This is a genomic window from Arthrobacter sp. FW305-BF8, assembly GCF_021789315.1.
Classification (GTDB): domain Bacteria; phylum Actinomycetota; class Actinomycetes; order Actinomycetales; family Micrococcaceae; genus Arthrobacter.
Genome location: NZ_CP084561.1, coordinates 1,428,072 through 1,444,996, shown reverse-complemented (window position 1 = coordinate 1,444,996; position 16,925 = coordinate 1,428,072). Strand labels below are relative to the sequence as shown.

Sequence of the window (16,925 nt, the reverse complement as noted above, 5' to 3'; positions counted from 1 at the left end):
CCACACACACCCGCGCCAACAGACGCAGCAACCGTGTGATCGGTGCAGCCAGGAAACCAGAAACAAACAACCCGGACAAAGCCACGGCCAAAAGCCGCACCCTCCCCGGTCCTGTTGCCTCAGGACCCAACAGTGTGCCAAACACTAAACCGCATGAACCCCGCCCCGCACCGTTCCAGGACAGCCACCCCCGAAAGGGAACCCGTCCGTACTAGACACAGGACAAAACCACGCGGCCGCTATTTGTTGATATTCCACCCATGAGCACCCGCCGCAGAACGATCGCCTGCGCAGCGGGCCTTTACTCCTGACAAACCACACACACCCCGCATACACGCGGCCGTGGGCCTGTAGGTGCTCCTTAGAAAGGAGGTGATCCAGCCGCACCTTCCGGTACGGCTACCTTGTTACGACTTAGTCCCAATCGCCAGTCCCACCTTCGACGGCTCCCTCCCACAAGGGGTTAGGCCACCGGCTTCGGGTGTTACCAACTTTCGTGACTTGACGGGCGGTGTGTACAAGGCCCGGGAACGTATTCACCGCAGCGTTGCTGATCTGCGATTACTAGCGACTCCGACTTCATGGGGTCGAGTTGCAGACCCCAATCCGAACTGAGACCGGCTTTTTGGGATTAGCTCCACCTCACAGTATCGCAACCCTTTGTACCGGCCATTGTAGCATGCGTGAAGCCCAAGACATAAGGGGCATGATGATTTGACGTCGTCCCCACCTTCCTCCGAGTTGACCCCGGCAGTCTCCCATGAGTCCCCACCACTACGTGCTGGCAACATGGAACGAGGGTTGCGCTCGTTGCGGGACTTAACCCAACATCTCACGACACGAGCTGACGACAACCATGCACCACCTGTGAACCGGCCCCAAAGGAGAAACCACATTTCTGCGGCGATCCGGTCCATGTCAAGCCTTGGTAAGGTTCTTCGCGTTGCATCGAATTAATCCGCATGCTCCGCCGCTTGTGCGGGCCCCCGTCAATTCCTTTGAGTTTTAGCCTTGCGGCCGTACTCCCCAGGCGGGGCACTTAATGCGTTAGCTACGGCGCGGAAAACGTGGAATGTCCCCCACACCTAGTGCCCAACGTTTACGGCATGGACTACCAGGGTATCTAATCCTGTTCGCTCCCCATGCTTTCGCTCCTCAGCGTCAGTTAATGCCCAGAGACCTGCCTTCGCCATCGGTGTTCCTCCTGATATCTGCGCATTTCACCGCTACACCAGGAATTCCAGTCTCCCCTACATCACTCTAGTCTGCCCGTACCCACCGCAGATCCGGAGTTGAGCCCCGGACTTTCACGGCAGACGCGACAAACCGCCTACGAGCTCTTTACGCCCAATAATTCCGGATAACGCTTGCGCCCTACGTATTACCGCGGCTGCTGGCACGTAGTTAGCCGGCGCTTCTTCTGCAGGTACCGTCACTTTCGCTTCTTCCCTACTGAAAGAGGTTTACAACCCGAAGGCCGTCATCCCTCACGCGGCGTCGCTGCATCAGGCTTTCGCCCATTGTGCAATATTCCCCACTGCTGCCTCCCGTAGGAGTCTGGGCCGTGTCTCAGTCCCAGTGTGGCCGGTCACCCTCTCAGGCCGGCTACCCGTCGTCGCCTTGGTGAGCCATTACCTCACCAACAAGCTGATAGGCCGCGAGTCCATCCAAAACCGCAAAAGCTTTCCACCCCCCACCATGCGATGAGGAGTCATATCCGGTATTAGACCCAGTTTCCCAGGCTTATCCCAGAGTCAAGGGCAGGTTACTCACGTGTTACTCACCCGTTCGCCACTAATCCCCGGTGCAAGCACCGGATCATCGTTCGACTTGCATGTGTTAAGCACGCCGCCAGCGTTCATCCTGAGCCAGGATCAAACTCTCCGTTGAAGAAAAACAGACACAACCAGGAACCACGGAAATAACGCGGAAACCAGGCTGCACAAAATTTGAAACCAGCTAAAAACACCAGACCACACCACGGAGGTGGGCAGTCCGGCACAATCAACCAATTCATAAAAAATCGGTATCAACAAACTTGGCACACTATTGAGTTCTCAAACAACAGACACACCCGGCACCACCCAAACCAACGTTCAGGATCGCTCCGGAGCAACTTTTCAAACTTACCCGGCCTGTCGAAGCTTTGCAAATCGGCGTTTCCGCGATTTTCGCTTGCAGGGAGGTCCCCGGCCCGTCCCCGGCGCACTGTTAGTGCACCATTTTTCAGGCTGTTCGAAAGGGGGTCGGTCGCTATTTTTCCGCTTCAGCGGCGGCGACTCGAAAGACTCTACACGGACGCCGGGGAGCGTGCAAATCGACGCCACGCCGGCGTGCATCAGGCGCCTGCAAGCGGAGAGCTGCACCGCGCCCGCCCGCTCTCAGCGACTCGGACCGAGCGCCCGGGACACCATTCGTACCCGGCAGTAGGTGTTGCCCCGGAGATTGGTCTGCGCGTTACCCGCTCAACTAGACAGAACAGTCTGTCTCGCATAGGTTTCAGGTAGATCGCTGGCCCCATGGGCGGAGATCCGTTTATCGCTGAAGCAGAAACGGCGGATCAATGTGCATGTCCTAGAGGAGCCAAAAAATGGATGCCACCAAGTTTGACCAATTTATCGCCGAGGCGCTCACCACTGAGCGGGAAACCGACACAGTCTTCGGTCCCGACGAACTTTATGGCCTATACACCAGCTGGTGCCTGATCCACCAGTTGCAGCCAGCCGCCCCCGGCTCCCTGTTCACAGCGCTTAGGGAGCGCGGCATCGATCCGGAGAACTGCGAACTGGCCATGACGGGTCCCGCAGCCGCTGACTACATACTGGCAAGCGCCCCCAGCCTTATCTAGGCCGGACCACAGAAAGAGCCGATGCAAATCGGCTCTTTCTGTGTATCCAAAAGTATGTATCTGGCGCACACTGCTGTCACAGCGCTTCAACGCACGAATATCGCCGGCCCCGGGGCCAGGCGGGAAGATCAAGGTTCCTCATGGCCGTACAACCCGGCATTGCAGAAGGCGCAGTCATTGGCGAACGGTACCGGGTGGTGGAACAGATCGGTTCCGGAGCCATGGCCAACGTGTACCGGGCCGTCGACCTGTCCCTCGAGCGCGAAGTCGCCCTCAAGATCATCAATAGAAGCAACGCCGCCCATGAAACAGCCCGTGATGATGACGCCGAGGTCAAAGTCCTGGCGACCCTGAACCACCACAGTCTTATCACGCTCCTTGACGCCGGCGTGGACCGGGAAGAGCCCGGCCGCACCCGCATCTACCTGGTCATGGAGCTGGTGGAAGGCCCGGATCTCAAGCGCCGCCTCGCCGAAGGCCCGCTCTCTTCCCGGCACACGGCCGAAATTGGCTACGACGTGGCGGACGCCCTCGCCTACATCCACGAAAGCGGCGTGGTCCACCGGGACGTCAAGCCCGGGAACATCCTGGTCTTCGACTACCAGCACGACACCGCCCGCATGCACGCAAAGCTGACGGATTTCGGCATCGCCCTGATGGCAGACGCGCCGGACCTGAACGACGGCGGATTCCTCGGCACCGCTGGCTACCTCAGCCCGGAGCAGGCGAAGGCCGAACCCATTGGCCCGCCCAGCGATGTTTACTCCCTGGGCCTGGTGCTGTTGGAGAGCCTGACCGGGCAGCAGGCATTTCCCGGCGACCCGTTGCAGAGCGCCCTTGCCCGCCTGATGGACGACCCCCACATCCCTGAGGATGTGGAGCCTGAGTGGCGCCTCCTCCTGGCGGCCATGACGGCCAGGAACCCGGAGGACAGGCCGTCGACTACCGAGGTGAGCCAGGCCCTGTATGAGCTTTCCCTAAGCAGCCGCGGAAAGCACAAGGTGGACGCCACCGTCATTCCCGCCGACGAGGAGGCGCGGATGGAGGCCGTGCACAGCTACGGCATCCTCGACACTCCCCCGGACGGCGCCTTCGACACAGTCACCGCCCTGGCTGCCAGGATGTTCTCGGTGCCGGTGGCCATCGTGTCGATCGTGGACCATGACCGGATCTGGTTCAAGTCCCACCACGGCCTGGACGTGGAGCAGATCAGCAGGGAACCGGGCCTGTGCGCGTCGGCGATCCTGCAGGACGATCTCTGGGTGGTGGAAAACGCGCCGGAGGACCCGCGGACGCTGCTCAATCCGCTGGTCGCTGGCGAGTTCGGCCTGAAGTTCTACGCCGGCGCTCCCCTCAAGACCCGGAACGGCTACAACCTAGGCACCCTCTGCATTCTGGACTTCGAGCCCCGCACCATGACCGACGAGGACTGCGCAAACCTGCGGGATCTGGCCGCGGTGGTCATGACTGATCTTGAGCTGCGGCTTGAGGCAGCCGCCGGGCTGCCCGCACCGCAGGCTAGCGGCGTCGTCCACTAGGGGCACCAATAGCGCAGCCGGAGCGGCGGTCTATGTAAGGACATGCGACTCTTCGACGGCGGTTCCAAGCTTTCCCTAGGCTCCAGGCCCAACCATGGGGGCAGTCTGAAAGCGCAATTGGGGGCGACCATGGACTTGCACTTCAGCTTAACCTCGGTCCCCAGCACAGTGGGAGGTCGGGCGTGGCTATTCTGGACATCCATATCAACGACGGATTCGTTCCGATGGTGGACGGATCGCTGGTCTACCACCGTGGCTTCGGGGATCGCCGCACGGTACTGAACGAGCCGAACCCGGCGCTGGTAGTAAGCCCGAGGGTCATCACCGCCAACGGACGGGTGGTAGCCAGCCGGACCTATCCGCTGGGCGCCCCGGTGCCGCCGCATGGCAGGCCCTCGCCGCTGCGGCCAGACCCGGCGCTCCCCCGGCAGTACCTTGCCCGGCGCGGATACTGGGCCAGCTTCTTTCCGCCGCGCACGCTGATCGCCGAAACGGGCAGCACCATCGAGGTCATGGTGCACAACAACCTCGCGCAGCCGCACGAAATGCGGTTCCACCGCGCGGGGCGGGGCGGGGCCGACGTCGGATCCGGTCCGGTCGCGCCGGGGAAATCGAAGCTGCTGCGGTTCCCTGCGCCCCTGCCCGGGACCTACCTGTACACCGATCCGGGCAACCAGCCGGTGGAACGGACCCTGGGCCTCTACGGGGCACTGGTGGTGATCGATCCGCGCAACGCGTGGCGGCTCGCCCCGGGCGCGGCGGAGTTCGAGCGCCAGTGGCTGTGGCTGTGCCACGACGTGGACTCCAACTGGGCCCGCACTGCCTCGAGGGGCCAGACGGTCGACCCGGTGGCCACCCCGGCGGTGCCCGACTACTTCACCATCAACGGCTACTCAGGCTTCCAGTCGCTGGCCGTGACCACGGACACGGAATTCAACAAGAGGCGGAAAGAGGACACGCTGCCCTCCGGCCACCCCCGGGAGACCGACGTGCGCAACTTCAGCGCCACCCCCTCGGCCGGGGCCATCCGCACCGGGCACCTCATGCGGATGCTCAACGCCGGCATCGTGGACCACCAGCTTCACTACCACGGCAACCATGTATGGACCGTTCGCGCCAACGGCATCGATTTCCCACGCTCACACGGGCGGGTGTCGCCCCAGGGCGACGTGGTTCTCCAGCAGTGGGAGGACACCGTCCAGCTGCAGCCACTTGAACGGAAGGAGGCAATGCTTCCGGTCCGGAGGCCGCCGGAGGTGATCGACCAGGTGTGGAACGCGCGGACCGAAGACTGGACGTACCCAATGCACTGCCATGCGGAACCGTCCCAAACGGCACGCGGCGGACTTTACCCCGGTGGCCTCCTGGCCGACTGGGTGCTTGCGGCTCAGCCTGCGCCGGATCAGGGGACGCCCCCGACGGCTGAGGAGCCGCACCACACGTTCCGAAGCCAGGTGGACTTCGCATCGGACCAGCCGCATGAGGGGAGCCCGGAAACGGAGTTCCAGCTGAAGCCTGACGTGTTCCTCGAGATGGACTTCTTCAACAGAAAGTTCGAGTTCCCTGACGGGTCCGAGCACGAGATGTGGAGCTTTGAAGGCAACGACTTCGGCCGCCAATTTCCCGGAACAACCGTGCGGATGCAGGAGGGCCAGCTATTCCAGTCCACCATCAAGCCCAGCAAGCGGGTCCACACCATCCACTGGCACGGCATTGAGCCAGACCCGCGCAACGACGGCGTGGGCCACACCTCCTTCGAGGTCACAGGGCACTACACGTACCAGTGGCGGCCGGACGTCGCCGAACGGGGCAATCCCAACCGCGGCTCCGCGGGTACCTACTTTTACCACTGCCATGTCAACACCCCGCTGCACGTCCAGATGGGCATGTTCGGGGCAATCGTCGTCGACCCACCGCCCAATCCCGCCAGGCCGGCGCCCGCCGGTACCCGCCGTCATTCATTTGAGGGTCCGCTGTACGACATCGCCACGGAAACCCTGATCGCGCCCTACTCCATCGATCCGCGGTGGCACGAACTGAACCATGCCGCGGGGCTTAACGGTGAAGATGCCGGGCTGAACCGCTTCGAGCCGCGGCACTTCTTCCTGCTGGGCGGCACCATCCCCAACCGGCCGAAAGGGGACGACATAGTCTGGACGGTCTCCCAGATGCGGGCCAACGTGGTCCGGGCCGGCAGGTACCCCACCCTGATACGCATGGTGAACGTGGACTACTTCCCCACGCGCACAACCATCACAGACGCAGCCGGCAAGCCGGCCAAAATCGCCGAACTGATCGCCCACGACGGCCGGCCCTTCTGGACCACCCCCAGCACCACCGGCCCGGCCGTGCAACCTTCCGTAGCCGGCCAGCCGCTCCTGACCAACATCATCAAGTCCGGCGCCGCGGAGAAGTTCGACTTCCTGCTGCGCCCGCCGGCTGCCGGAAAGTACACCATCAGGATCGATTTCCTGCACTGGATCACATCGAAGGTGCTCGCCACCAAGACTGTCACGGTCACGGCTGCCTGACCGGTCCGGTCGGGCCGGTCGTTAAAGCTCGACGGCGGGTGGACGCCAGCGTCGCCGCCCACCCGTCGTCGGGGTCACCAGTTAGCCGCCAACGTGGTGGATGGTGAAGGCGGAGAGGAAGCCCACGGCGGCCACCAGGCCGGTGAGGTTGTGGTGCTCCTCGAAGGCTTCGGGGATCATCGTGTCCGCGAGCATGGCGAGGATTCCTCCCGCAGCGACGGCGGTGATGAAGGCGACCATGCTGTCGGGAGCGGTCTCGAGCGCCGTGTAGCCGATCAGCGAGGCGAGCCCGCACAGCAGCGCGATGCCGCCCCATACACCGAAGACGTACTTGGCGCTGCGGCCGGCCTTCTTCATGCCTGCCGTGCTGGACAGCCCTTCCGGGACGTTCGAGATGAAGACGGCGGCGAGCATGGCAGGGCTCACGGTGCCTGCCGTGATGAGGCCCAGCCCGAGAACCACCGATTCCGGAATGCCGTCCAGGAGTGCCCCGACGGCAATGGCCGTGCCGCTGCCCGGATCGTCCTTTTCGGAGGGCTGCTGGTCCTTGGACCGCTTCCGGTGCTTGGCCCCGGAGCGGGCCAGCAGCGCGTTGGCGCTGACATAAACCACCGCGCCGGCGAGGAAGCCGAGGACCGTGGGCCAGAGTCCCCCGCCCTGCACAGCCTCGTCCACGAGTTCGAACGCCAGCGCGGAGATGAGCACACCGGCGCCGAACGCCATGATCGAGGAGACAAGCTTGGCGGGGATGTTCCATTTCCAGGACAGTCCCGAGCCGAGAACCAGCGCTCCGCCGGCCAGAGTTCCCCAAAACAGCGCCTGGGCCCACATGGGCATGGATGTCCACCTTCTCCGGCCATATGGCCTCATTGAGCAGAGGGGACGGCCTTGTTCAGCTACGCCCCCCGGTCCACGAGCATTCTTGCAGACGCGAAGTATGAACCCGCGGCGGCAGGCCGGAGACGGGGAGGGACACTTACCGGCCGTTAGTTGCCGCCGTCAGTTGCCGGGGTGCGGGGCCGGTGCCAGCCATGGGTGATGCTTGCCCAGATCGCCCACATCGTGGCCGCGGCGGCCCCGAGCGTCAGGGCAGCTGTGACGGTCTGGCCAGCGGCGACGTACCGGATGGTGAGTCCGGTGAGGTAGGCGAGCCCGACGGCGGCCGCCACGCCCAGTGCGAACAGGACCAGCCCCGCTGCGGTGCGGAGTGCGCCCTTCGCGGCTCTCGGTTTGGCAGCGGCGGCCGGTTCAATGCGGTCAATGTCTGAGCGCTCAATATCAGGGCGCTCAAAGTCGGGAAGCCCAAAGTCGGTGAGCTCAACCTCGGTCCGGGGCAGCTGCGGCAGGTCAGCCCTGCCGGTTTCAGCTGTCCGGGCCTCAGCCGTCCCGGGCTCAACCCTGCCGGCCTCAACCCTGCCGGCCCCGCCGCCGTCGGCAATCAGGTGCGGACCGCCGGCGGGCGTTTCAGCTTCGGAGCCGGAGTCGGTGCGGACGCGACGGCCACGGCGGCGCTTGCCGACCGCCGTCGTCGGCCCTTCCCAGACCTCGGCCAGCGTGGCGAAGCCGCGGCGGGCAGCGATGGCGAGCACGATCCGGGCGCAGGCCAGTGCGTGCGCCCGCGGCTCGTGCCGCTCTATAGGCGGAAGTTCCAGCGCGGCCAGCACGTCGCTGAGGCGGTGGCGCGGCAAGGTCAGGTGGTCTTCCGCGAGGCGCAGCGCGCAGTAGAAGTCCTTGGCCGGCAGGTCCAGATGTTGGTGTTCGGTGGCTGTGCGCATCACGGAGGCGTCGTAGTCGGCATCGAAAGCCACGATCGGATCCTCGGAGACGAACAGCAGAATGCCTTCGAGGGACATCTCCCAGTTTGCGGCGTTCTGAACGTCCGGTTCGGCGATGCCGTGGAACTCCACGTTGATGGGATCAAAGGCGTCGATGCCGGGCGGCGGCTTGATGAGCCACGACGCCGTGTCCACGATGTGCCCGTCCCGGACCTTTACCAGGCCGACGGCGCATGCCGAGCCGCGGTGGCTGTTGGCCGTGTCGAAGTCGATGGCCGTAAAACTGATTCCTGACATCTTGCCTCCCCAGGGCATTGCACGGGAGGTCCCAAGCGCCGTTGCTTGTGACCTCCCGCACATGACTTCGCCATTCTTGCAGAAGCCATGCAGGATTACGTTCTCTGCTGAAAATGTGACATGTATCATTCCATCCGTGAAACGGGTGTTGCCACGGGGCGCCTCCTTGGAGAAAGCCCGACGGCGGGTGGCCGGCAATGTGGCCGGCAACCCGCCGTCGTTCGTTGAGCAACACTGACTTAACGGTCAATGTTTCTAAAACCGCCTATTCGCAGGCGATGCCGTCGCTGTCACGGTCGAGTGCACTCCTGTAGCCAGGCTGCCAACTGTACAGCGGGGCCTTGCCTGCATTCCTCACTGCAGTGCAGTTGGCGTAGTACGCCGCCGGAGCCGGCGGCACGTAAGCCGTAGCAATCCGTGCGGTCGCGGCAGATGTCTTGGCCAGCGTGTTGTAGCCGGTCTTCGACCCCGTGACTCGGACCGTGTAAGTCGCGCCCGCGGCACGCGCCGGAAGCCTGTAGGAAGCTGCAGTCGCCCCAACGACGGCAACCCCGGACCGGTACCACTGATAGCGCACCGCAACCGGCGCCGGTGACCACGCACCTGCGATAGCGGTCAGCACATATCCGACCTTGGCAGTGCCGGTAATCCGCGGAGCAGGGCCCGCAAGGCTCCCCTTGGCCACGGCAGCAGTGGACCCGGAGACTTTAGCCGACGTGGTGTAGCCGGACTTTGACCCGGTGATTCGGACAGAGTACCTCGCCCCCGCGGCACTGGCAGGCAACCTGTAGGTAGCAGCAGTTGCTCCAACGATTGCCACCCCGGACCGGTACCACTGGTAGCGGAGCGTGACCGGAGCCGGTGACCACGCACCTGCGATAGCGGTCAGCACATAACCGACCTTTGCGGTGCCGGCAATCCGCGGAGCAGGGCCCGCAAGGGTCCCTTTGGCCACGGCAATAGTGGACCCGGAGACTTTAGCCAGCGTGGTATAGCCGGACTTTGACCCCGTGATTCGGACCGAGTACCTCGCGCCCGCGGCACTGGCAGGCAACCTGTAGGTAGCAGCGGTTGCGCCAACGACGGCAACCCCGGACCGGTACCACTGATAGCGGAGCGTGACCGGAGCGGGTGACCATGTGCCGGGAACCGCAGTCAGCGCGTAACCCACTTTCGAGGTTCCGATGATCCTCGGAGCGGCTCCCACGAGCGAACCATAGGCTACGACGGCGGTTGCGGCGGAAGCTTTGACCAGGGATGCGTAGCCGGCCTTAGATGCTGTGACACGGACGGAATACGTGGCTCCGGCGGCACTGGCAGGAAGCCTGTACGTGGCTGCAGTTGCTCCGGCAACAGCCACGCCGGCGCGGTACCACTGGTAGCTGAGTGTGTCCGGAGTGGGTGACCAGGTTCCCGGGACTGCGGTCAGGAGATAGCCAACCTTCGGCGTGCCTGTAATCTTCGGGGCGGCCCCGATCAAGTCGCCCTTGAAGGTAAAGGTCCACGACGCGGCATCCGTGGACGGAACGACGAAGTCCGTTTGTGCTGCCGCCGTGACCGTGACCGTGCCAACCCCCGGGTAGGTTCCCGCCGCCACAACCTTTCCGGCCACGAGGTAATCAACGCCTGGCGTCGCCGGAACAGTGTAGGTGTCGTCCTTCGTGCCGAGCTGATCACTGAACACTACTTCTGCGGGCGAGACGGAGTACGGCGATGTCTTGAACGTGGCTGTCCAGGACGCCGCAGCGTCGGGAGCCAGGACAAACCCTTCCTTTGCTGCCGCGGTCACGGTGACAGTACCGGTTCCGGGATACGTACCCGCCGGCACGGTCTCCCCATTGAGCCTGTAGTCGACTCCCGCCGACGACGGCACGGTAAAGGTGTCGTTTGCCGTGCCGTCTGCGTCCGCGAAAGCAACTTCCGCCGGGGTTGCCACATTAAGGACCGCAACGCTGGGCTCGCTCGTGCGGGTCTCCGGTGCGTATCCGGGCTGCGACCCAGTCACCTGCACGCTGATCGCTTTGCCGGCAAGGTCCGGGCCAAGCACAAGCGTGGAGCCCGCAGCGCCTTCCAGTGGAAGTCCGTCCGCGAGCCATTGGTACGCAAGCGTGTATTCCGGCGACCATTCCCCGGCTTCGACAGTAAGCGTGCGGCCCACCACGGCCTCGCCGGACACAGTCGGCGAGCTGGTTACGAAAGCGTCAGTCGGCGCCGTCAGCGTGATTGGAGCCGGCTCATTCTTCTCGACGGTAGCGTTAGCCGGCATGACGCCGGCTGCCGTAGCAGCAACCGCGACCGCAAGGGTTGCTGATAGGCGTCGAGCCCAAATTGAGACACTGGTGGCACGACAATACTCGGACATGGATCCCCCCACTTTGGAAAAACTTCAATGTTCAACTAGAGAACTATGACATGGTTTTTCACGGGCGTTTTCCATGCAACCGCATCCAGTTGATCGGGCAGCGCAGATTCCGTGAAATCGGGAAGCCCGACGGCGGGTGGCCGGCAATGTTAGCCGGCCACCCGCCGTCGTACTGGTTGAGCCTGGGCCTACGCCGGCAGGGTTCCCTGGCCGAGCTTGCGAGGTTAGGGCACCGGTGGGGACTAGCCCGCCGGATTCGGATCAGCGGCATCACCAGCGTCCTGCACGGGCAGCTGGCCGGTGTGCAGAGGGTCCTTGTGGCGGGCTTCCTGAAGATGCTGCTCCAGCTTCTCTTCCGCGTCCCGGCGGCGTTGGCCCACGGTCCGCATCTGCTGCGTGGTGGGCGCCGAATGGGCGTGGAGATGAGGTCCGTGTTCCAGAAAGTTCTCGCTCATATCTGAATCGTCCCACCGGACTCACCGGGTGGCTACCCATCTGGACGGGGTGCTCTTCGGACGGTGGAGCATTCCCGTTGCTGGCCGCGGAGGGGCCTGCCATTCTGGGTAAATCCCGCTGCCGACGGCGAACGAAAGGACAAGACCATGCCCCTCTATCTATCCAGGTTCAGCTACACACCGGAAACGTGGGCAAGGCTGATTAGCAACCCGGAAGACCGACGAAAGGCCGCACAGGCCTACATCGAATCGGTCGGCGGGAAGCTCCACGGATTCTGGTACGCCTTCGGCACGCACGACGGCTACAACCTGTGGGAGGCCCCCAACAACGTGTCGATGGCTGCGGTAGCACTGGCGATCAGCGGAGGCGGAGCGCTGGGCTCCTTTGAAACAACAGTGCTCCTGACGGTCGAGGAAACGATGGACGCAATGCGGCAGGCAGCGCAGATCAGGTACCAGCCTCCGGGCACCCCGGAGCAGCCCGAGGTTACCGTCGACTGAGCCACGCCCTGGCCGAGCCTGCCCGCCGGTGTGGCGGGCTCAGCGCTGCGGGTCCAGGTCCTTGCGAAAGATCACCGTGCCGTTCGCGTTGCGGAGGGTGACGGTGAAAACGTCGTCCTCGCCGAGGTCCACATGGCCGAAGTACTGGCTTTCTCCGCTGCGCGGGGACTCGCCGGCGTAGGCGCCGGCCCGGGAGAAGACCACCTCGGGGCCGAAGGTGCCGTCCATCTGGTTGGGACCGAAGCTTCCGGCGTTGATGGGGCCGCCGACGAACTCCCAGAAGGGGTCGAAGTCCTGGAACGCGGCGCGCTCGGGCGAGTAGTGGTGGGCGGCGCAGTAGTGTACGTCCGCGGTGAGCCAGACCACGTTCTTGACCCGGTTGCGCTTGAATGCGGACAGCACGCGCGCGATTTCGAGCTCCTTGCCCAAGGGGGCATCGGCGTCGCGGTTGGCGAGGGATTCCTGCGCTGCGGACCCGTCCGGGACGATGATGCCGAGCGGGAGGTCCGCGGAGATCACCTTCCAGGTGGCCTTGGACTTGCTGACTTCCCGGATGAGCCAGTCGGCCTGTTCTTGCCCGAGGATGTGCGTGAGGCGCGTTTCCTTGCCATCCGTGTTGGGGTCTTTGAAGGTGCGCATGTCCAGGCAGAAGACGTCCAGCTGCGGCCCTCGGGAGATCTTGCGGTAGATGCGGGCCGGTTCGAATCCGCTGCTGCCGTCGCTGGACCGCTCATTCAACCCCGCGATGGGCTGGTATTCCTGCCAGGCCTGGCGGCCGCGGGCGGCGAGGACGTCCACGCGGCGCTCGGTGTAGCGGGAATCGTTGAGGATTTCGCCGGGGTACCAGTTGTTGGTGGTTTCGTGGTCGTCCCACTGGGCGATGACAGGAACCTCGGCGTAGAGGGCGCGGATGTTCCTGTCCATGAGGTTGTAGCGGTGCCGGCCGCGGTATTCCTCCAGGGTTTCAGCCACCTTCGAGACCTGTTCCGTCACGAGGTTGCGCCAGATCTGCCCGTCGGGCTCGGTGACCTGGGCGGCGATGGGGCCGTCAGCGTAAATGGTGTCGCCCGAGTGGATGAAGAAGTCCGGCTTGGTGCCGAGCATGGCTGCGTATCCGCGCATCCCGCCGATGTCCTCGTTGATGCCCCAACCCTGGCCCGCGGTGTCGCCGGTCCAGACGAAGCTCTGCCCGCGCTTGGTGCCGGCGCTGCGGGACCAGAGGCTGCTGGCCTTCGAGCCAGGTGCGGTGCTGAATGAGCCCTGGGCGGTCTCGCCCGCGTTGCCGTCCGGGTCCTCGAAGTGCATGGTGAGGGCAAAGCGGGTGCCCTGTGGCAGGTCGCGGGCGTGGATCTTAGAGGTGAAGTCGGTGGCACCGCTGGCAGTGGTGCCGCGCAGCACCCGGCTGAAGGCGCGGCTGCCGCGGAGCGCGGATCCGTCCTCGTCCACGGCCAGCAGGTTGGCCACCAGCCGGCCCGCGCCTGACGCCCGGGACCAGAGGAGGCCCGAGTTGGTGGTGACGTCCCCGGTTGAAATGCCGGACGGCAGGGTCAGGCGGTTGCGGACCAGGGGAACCGCGGCAGGGCGGGCGGCGTGCGCCGGGACCACCAGGGAAGGGGCGACGGCGGCGGCACCGGCAGCGGCGATGGCACCTTTGAGGACGTTGCGGCGGGAAAGAGCAGTCATGAGGCCCATGCTTGACGGGCCGGGTTACGGGCTAGCGACGGCGGGGTGAACTCAACGAAGCACGCCGGTAACGGAGTGCGCAGGACTAAGCCCGCCACCCGCCGTCGTGCGTTAGTGAACAGGAGCTCAGCGCGAGGGCACCTCGTCCACGAACGCCACAGGCGCAACGGCTTGCTGGTAGAGCTTGAGAGCGTCGGCCACGGCGAGGTTGCCGAAGTTCAGGGACAGCTGCAGTCCGTCGAGCTGGGCGTTGGCGCTCTCGGCCGCACTGACCTTTTCGCCCAGGGCCCGGGAATTGGCGAAGTTCGTGGCCAGCGCGGCGGCGACCGAGAGAATCACTGCCGCCAAACAGAGGAACCGCCAAACAATGGAGTCGTCGCCCAGGGAAAAGATGCCCCGGATCGCCTCGGTAAATCCCGTTCCACCCACCGCGGGGCCGGCCGTGAGCGTGGCTGCCAGGGCACTGCCCACAATGCTGATGTTGGAGAGTCTGTTCCGCCGCGGCCGTTCCCGTCCGAGGTAGGAGCGGATGGCCTGCTGCTTCTGGTCTATGCGGTCGGACAGCCGTTGACGCGTATCCGCGGATTCGTCCATGGTCTGCTAGAGCCTTTCTCCCCCCGTCGACGTTTTGGATCAGGATCCCACCGGCGGGGGCGGCGGTCCAGAGCCGGGAAGTTGGGGCAGCTCCGCTTTGCTTGGCACGATGATCCGCGATTCGTGAAGCGGGCGAAGAAAACGGGCGCCCCACAACCTGCCGGACTCAGGGAGACAGGTCTGTCTCCCTGTCCGGCGCAGGCAGGCTTGTGTAGCTTAATCCCACGGGACTGCAATGGCGCAGCCCGAGCTGGGGCACGGGATGAGAGGCGACGACTATGGCAAAGACGACCGGAGCGGCACCAAAGCTGGCCAATGCATTGGCCATCGTCCTCGGCACCGGGGAGTTCGGCACTGGAGAAGCCGGCGCCGACCGGATACCGGTCCGTCTGCGGGCTTGGGATGGCTCAGAAGCAGGCCCCCCTGATGCGCCGCTGATCGAGTTCACGTCCCGCCGGGCATTGCGCCGGATCCTCTGGTCCCCTGGGCAGCTGGGCCTGAGCCGGGCGTACGTCGCCGGTGAAATCACCGCACACGGCGACATCTTCGAGGCCTTCGCCGCGCTGAGTTCCGCCGGCAAGTTCGCCGAACCAGGCCCGTTCAGCCCGCCGGCGCCCCGGGAACTCTGGACGCTGCTGAAAACCGGCATCCGGCTCGGCGCGCTGGGCCCCAACCCCGCTCCCCCGCCGGAGGAAGCGAAGGTGGAAAAGCACGGCCACAGGCACTCCAAGAAGCGCGACGCCGCGGCGATCTCACACCACTACGACGTCGGCAACGACTTCTACCGGCTGGTCCTCGGCCCGTCGATGGTGTATTCCTGCGCAGTCTGGTCCGATGAAAGCAAAAGCCTGGAAGAAGCCCAGGAGGAGAAGCTCGATCTGGTCTGCCGCAAGCTCGGCCTGCAGCCGGGCCAGCGCCTGCTGGACGTCGGCTGCGGCTGGGGCAGCTTCGCCCTGCACGCCGCTGCGCGGTACGGCGTCACCGTTGTTGGAATCACCATCTCCACGGAACAGGCCGAGCTGGTCCGCAAGCGGGTGGCCGAAGCCGGACTGACGGACCGAGTGGAGATCCGCGTCCAGGACTACCGCGACATGGACGACGGCCCGTTCGATGCGATCAGCTCCATCGGCATGTCCGAGCACGTGGGCCGCGAGCACCTGGACCGCTACGTCTCGCAGCTCCACAGCCTGCTCCGCCCGGGCGGCCGCATGCTCAATCACGCCATCTCCTGGAACGCCGGGCCCACCGAGGACGATCCCGATTCCTTCATCCCCCGCTACGTCTTCCCCGACGGCCAGATGCTCAGCCTTTCCGAGGTCATGACGGCGCTGGAGGGCGGCGGCTTCGAAGTGCTCGACGTCGAGGCCCTCCGCCGGCATTACGCCCTGACGCTCCGCGCATGGGTCAAGAACCTCGAGGAGAACTGGGACGAAGCCGTGCGGCTCACAACGGACGGCCGCGCCCGAATCTGGCGGCTGTACATGGCGGCCAGCGCGCTCGGATTCGAAGACGGCCTTACAGGCGTGAACCAGGTGCTGGTGCAGAAGCCGGGCGGCCAGGAACCGCCGCTGCGACTGAGGGAATGGACTGCCGGCTAAGCCTGTCGAAACCAAGAAACCCACATAAGGAGCAAGGACAATGGCTAACATTCTGATGGTCGTCTCGGCGGCCGATTCGCTGACCATGAAGGATGGCAGCCAGCACCCCACCGGCTTCTGGGCCGAGGAGCTGGTGGTGGCCCACCGTACCCTGCAGCAGGCCGGACACAACGTGGACTTCGCCACCCCCGGCGGCGTCAAGCCCACCGTGGACAAGCTCAGCCTGCAGGCGGAGACGGTCGGCAGCGAGGAGCGGGCGGAAGACTTCCGCACGTATCTGGACATGATTGACGTCGACCTCTTCGCGCCGCTGGTGTTGGCCGACGTCGACATGTCCGCCTACGACGCCGTCGTCCTGCCCGGCGGCCACGGCCCCATGGCGGACCTCTTCCAGGACAAGGACCTCGGCCGGATCCTCGTGGAGGCCGACGGCGTCGGCAAGATCATCGCCCCCTTCTGCCACGGCCCGGCGGGCCTGCTCAGCGCCACGGCCGACGACGGCGCGTTCGCCTTCACGGGCCGCAAAGTGACGGTGTTCACCAATTCGGAGGAACTGGGCGCCGGCACCGGGGAGAACACCCCGTGGTTCGTGGAGACGGCGCTGCGGGAGAAGGGCGCCAATGTGGAAACCGGCCCGGACTGGGCGAGCCATGTGGTGCGCGAGGGCAACCTCATCAGCGGCCAGAACCCGCAGTCGAGCGAGGACGTGGCCAAGGAGGTCATCAAAGCCCTCGCCGAGTAGG

The 16,925-nt window shown here is 64.8% G+C and carries 12 protein-coding genes and 1 rRNA gene; 6 read left to right on the top strand and 7 right to left on the bottom strand.

The window, feature by feature from the left end; genetic code table 11:
- Nucleotides 1-365: 365 nt before the first annotated feature.
- Nucleotides 366-1,890, bottom strand: a 16S ribosomal RNA gene (locus LFT45_RS06455).
- A 700-nt stretch (nucleotides 1,891-2,590) separates the two neighbouring features.
- Between LFT45_RS06455 and LFT45_RS06450 the strand changes: the two genes are divergently transcribed.
- The 3 genes from LFT45_RS06450 to LFT45_RS06440 all read left to right on the top strand — a co-directional run bounded on the left by LFT45_RS06450 (nucleotide 2,591) and on the right by LFT45_RS06440 (nucleotide 6,917).
- Entirely contained in the window at nucleotides 2,591-2,848 is a 258-nt protein-coding gene (locus tag LFT45_RS06450; RefSeq protein ID WP_236807579.1) for a hypothetical protein, read from the top strand.
- Between the two features lie 140 nt (nucleotides 2,849-2,988).
- Nucleotides 2,989-4,386 carry a protein kinase domain-containing protein gene (locus LFT45_RS06445; protein WP_236807578.1) on the top strand — a complete coding sequence of 466 codons (1,398 nt, stop codon included), beginning with the start codon at nucleotides 2,989-2,991 and terminating at the stop codon, nucleotides 4,384-4,386.
- 182 nt (nucleotides 4,387-4,568) lie between these two features.
- Nucleotides 4,569-6,917: a multicopper oxidase domain-containing protein gene (locus LFT45_RS06440; RefSeq protein WP_236807577.1), complete on the top strand. Its 2,349-nt coding sequence runs from the start codon at nucleotides 4,569-4,571 to the stop codon at nucleotides 6,915-6,917.
- 81 nt (nucleotides 6,918-6,998) lie between these two features.
- Here LFT45_RS06440 and LFT45_RS06435 read toward each other — a convergent pair whose 3' ends face one another.
- From LFT45_RS06435 to LFT45_RS06420, 4 genes are all read right to left on the bottom strand, one after another.
- The gene (locus tag LFT45_RS06435) at nucleotides 6,999-7,754 is read right to left on the bottom strand and encodes a ZIP family metal transporter (RefSeq protein WP_236807576.1); all 756 of its coding nucleotides are present in this window, start codon (nucleotides 7,752-7,754) and stop codon (nucleotides 6,999-7,001) included.
- Nucleotides 7,755-7,903: 149 nt separating this feature from the next.
- Nucleotides 7,904-8,989: a hypothetical protein gene (locus LFT45_RS06430; RefSeq protein ID WP_236807575.1), complete on the bottom strand. Its 1,086-nt coding sequence runs from the start codon at nucleotides 8,987-8,989 to the stop codon at nucleotides 7,904-7,906.
- A 265-nt stretch (nucleotides 8,990-9,254) separates the two neighbouring features.
- Nucleotides 9,255-11,255 (bottom strand): excalibur calcium-binding domain-containing protein, encoded by a 2,001-nt coding sequence (locus LFT45_RS06425; protein ID WP_236807574.1) that lies wholly within the window; start codon nucleotides 11,253-11,255, stop codon nucleotides 9,255-9,257.
- Between the two features lie 338 nt (nucleotides 11,256-11,593).
- The gene (locus LFT45_RS06420) at nucleotides 11,594-11,806 is read right to left on the bottom strand and encodes a hypothetical protein (protein WP_236807573.1); all 213 of its coding nucleotides are present in this window, start codon (nucleotides 11,804-11,806) and stop codon (nucleotides 11,594-11,596) included.
- Nucleotides 11,807-11,953: 147 nt separating this feature from the next.
- On the opposite strand from LFT45_RS06420, the gene LFT45_RS06415 reads away from it, so the two are divergent.
- Entirely contained in the window at nucleotides 11,954-12,307 is a 354-nt protein-coding gene (locus LFT45_RS06415) for a GYD domain-containing protein (RefSeq protein WP_236807572.1), read from the top strand.
- Nucleotides 12,308-12,346: 39 nt separating this feature from the next.
- On the opposite strand, the gene LFT45_RS06410 is transcribed toward LFT45_RS06415, so the two are convergent.
- Both LFT45_RS06410 and LFT45_RS06405 read right to left on the bottom strand, forming a co-directional pair.
- Nucleotides 12,347-13,999, bottom strand: a complete 1,653-nt coding sequence (locus tag LFT45_RS06410; protein WP_236807571.1) for an alkaline phosphatase D family protein — start codon at nucleotides 13,997-13,999, stop codon at nucleotides 12,347-12,349.
- 117 nt (nucleotides 14,000-14,116) lie between these two features.
- Nucleotides 14,117-14,584 (bottom strand): hypothetical protein, encoded by a 468-nt coding sequence (locus LFT45_RS06405; RefSeq protein WP_236807570.1) that lies wholly within the window; start codon nucleotides 14,582-14,584, stop codon nucleotides 14,117-14,119.
- Nucleotides 14,585-14,862: 278 nt separating this feature from the next.
- Here LFT45_RS06405 and LFT45_RS06400 point away from each other — a divergent pair, with 278 nt between their 5' ends.
- Both LFT45_RS06400 and LFT45_RS06395 read left to right on the top strand, forming a co-directional pair.
- Nucleotides 14,863-16,182: an SAM-dependent methyltransferase gene (locus tag LFT45_RS06400; protein WP_236807569.1), complete on the top strand. Its 1,320-nt coding sequence runs from the start codon at nucleotides 14,863-14,865 to the stop codon at nucleotides 16,180-16,182.
- A 40-nt stretch (nucleotides 16,183-16,222) separates the two neighbouring features.
- Entirely contained in the window at nucleotides 16,223-16,924 is a 702-nt protein-coding gene (locus LFT45_RS06395) for a type 1 glutamine amidotransferase domain-containing protein (protein ID WP_236807568.1), read from the top strand.
- Nucleotide 16,925 lies beyond the last annotated feature (1 nt).

What these genes read in the sequence shown, in the direction of transcription:
- LFT45_RS06450 (WP_236807579.1), top strand. Translation starts at nt 2,591, where the DNA reads ATGGATGCCACCAAGTTTGACCAATTTATCGCCGAGGCGCTCACCACT.
- LFT45_RS06445 (WP_236807578.1), top strand. Translation starts at nt 2,989, where the DNA reads ATGGCCGTACAACCCGGCATTGCAGAAGGCGCAGTCATTGGCGAACGG.
- LFT45_RS06435 (WP_236807576.1), bottom strand. Translation starts at nt 7,754, where the DNA reads ATGCCCATGTGGGCCCAGGCGCTGTTTTGGGGAACTCTGGCCGGCGGA.
- LFT45_RS06430 (WP_236807575.1), bottom strand. Translation starts at nt 8,989, where the DNA reads ATGTCAGGAATCAGTTTTACGGCCATCGACTTCGACACGGCCAACAGC.
- LFT45_RS06425 (WP_236807574.1), bottom strand. Translation starts at nt 11,255, where the DNA reads ATGCCGGCTAACGCTACCGTCGAGAAGAATGAGCCGGCTCCAATCACG.
- LFT45_RS06420 (WP_236807573.1), bottom strand. Translation starts at nt 11,806, where the DNA reads ATGAGCGAGAACTTTCTGGAACACGGACCTCATCTCCACGCCCATTCG.
- LFT45_RS06415 (WP_236807572.1), top strand. Translation starts at nt 11,954, where the DNA reads ATGCCCCTCTATCTATCCAGGTTCAGCTACACACCGGAAACGTGGGCA.
- LFT45_RS06410 (WP_236807571.1), bottom strand. Translation starts at nt 13,999, where the DNA reads ATGGGCCTCATGACTGCTCTTTCCCGCCGCAACGTCCTCAAAGGTGCC.
- LFT45_RS06405 (WP_236807570.1), bottom strand. Translation starts at nt 14,584, where the DNA reads ATGGACGAATCCGCGGATACGCGTCAACGGCTGTCCGACCGCATAGAC.
- LFT45_RS06400 (WP_236807569.1), top strand. Translation starts at nt 14,863, where the DNA reads ATGGCAAAGACGACCGGAGCGGCACCAAAGCTGGCCAATGCATTGGCC.
- LFT45_RS06395 (WP_236807568.1), top strand. Translation starts at nt 16,223, where the DNA reads ATGGCTAACATTCTGATGGTCGTCTCGGCGGCCGATTCGCTGACCATG.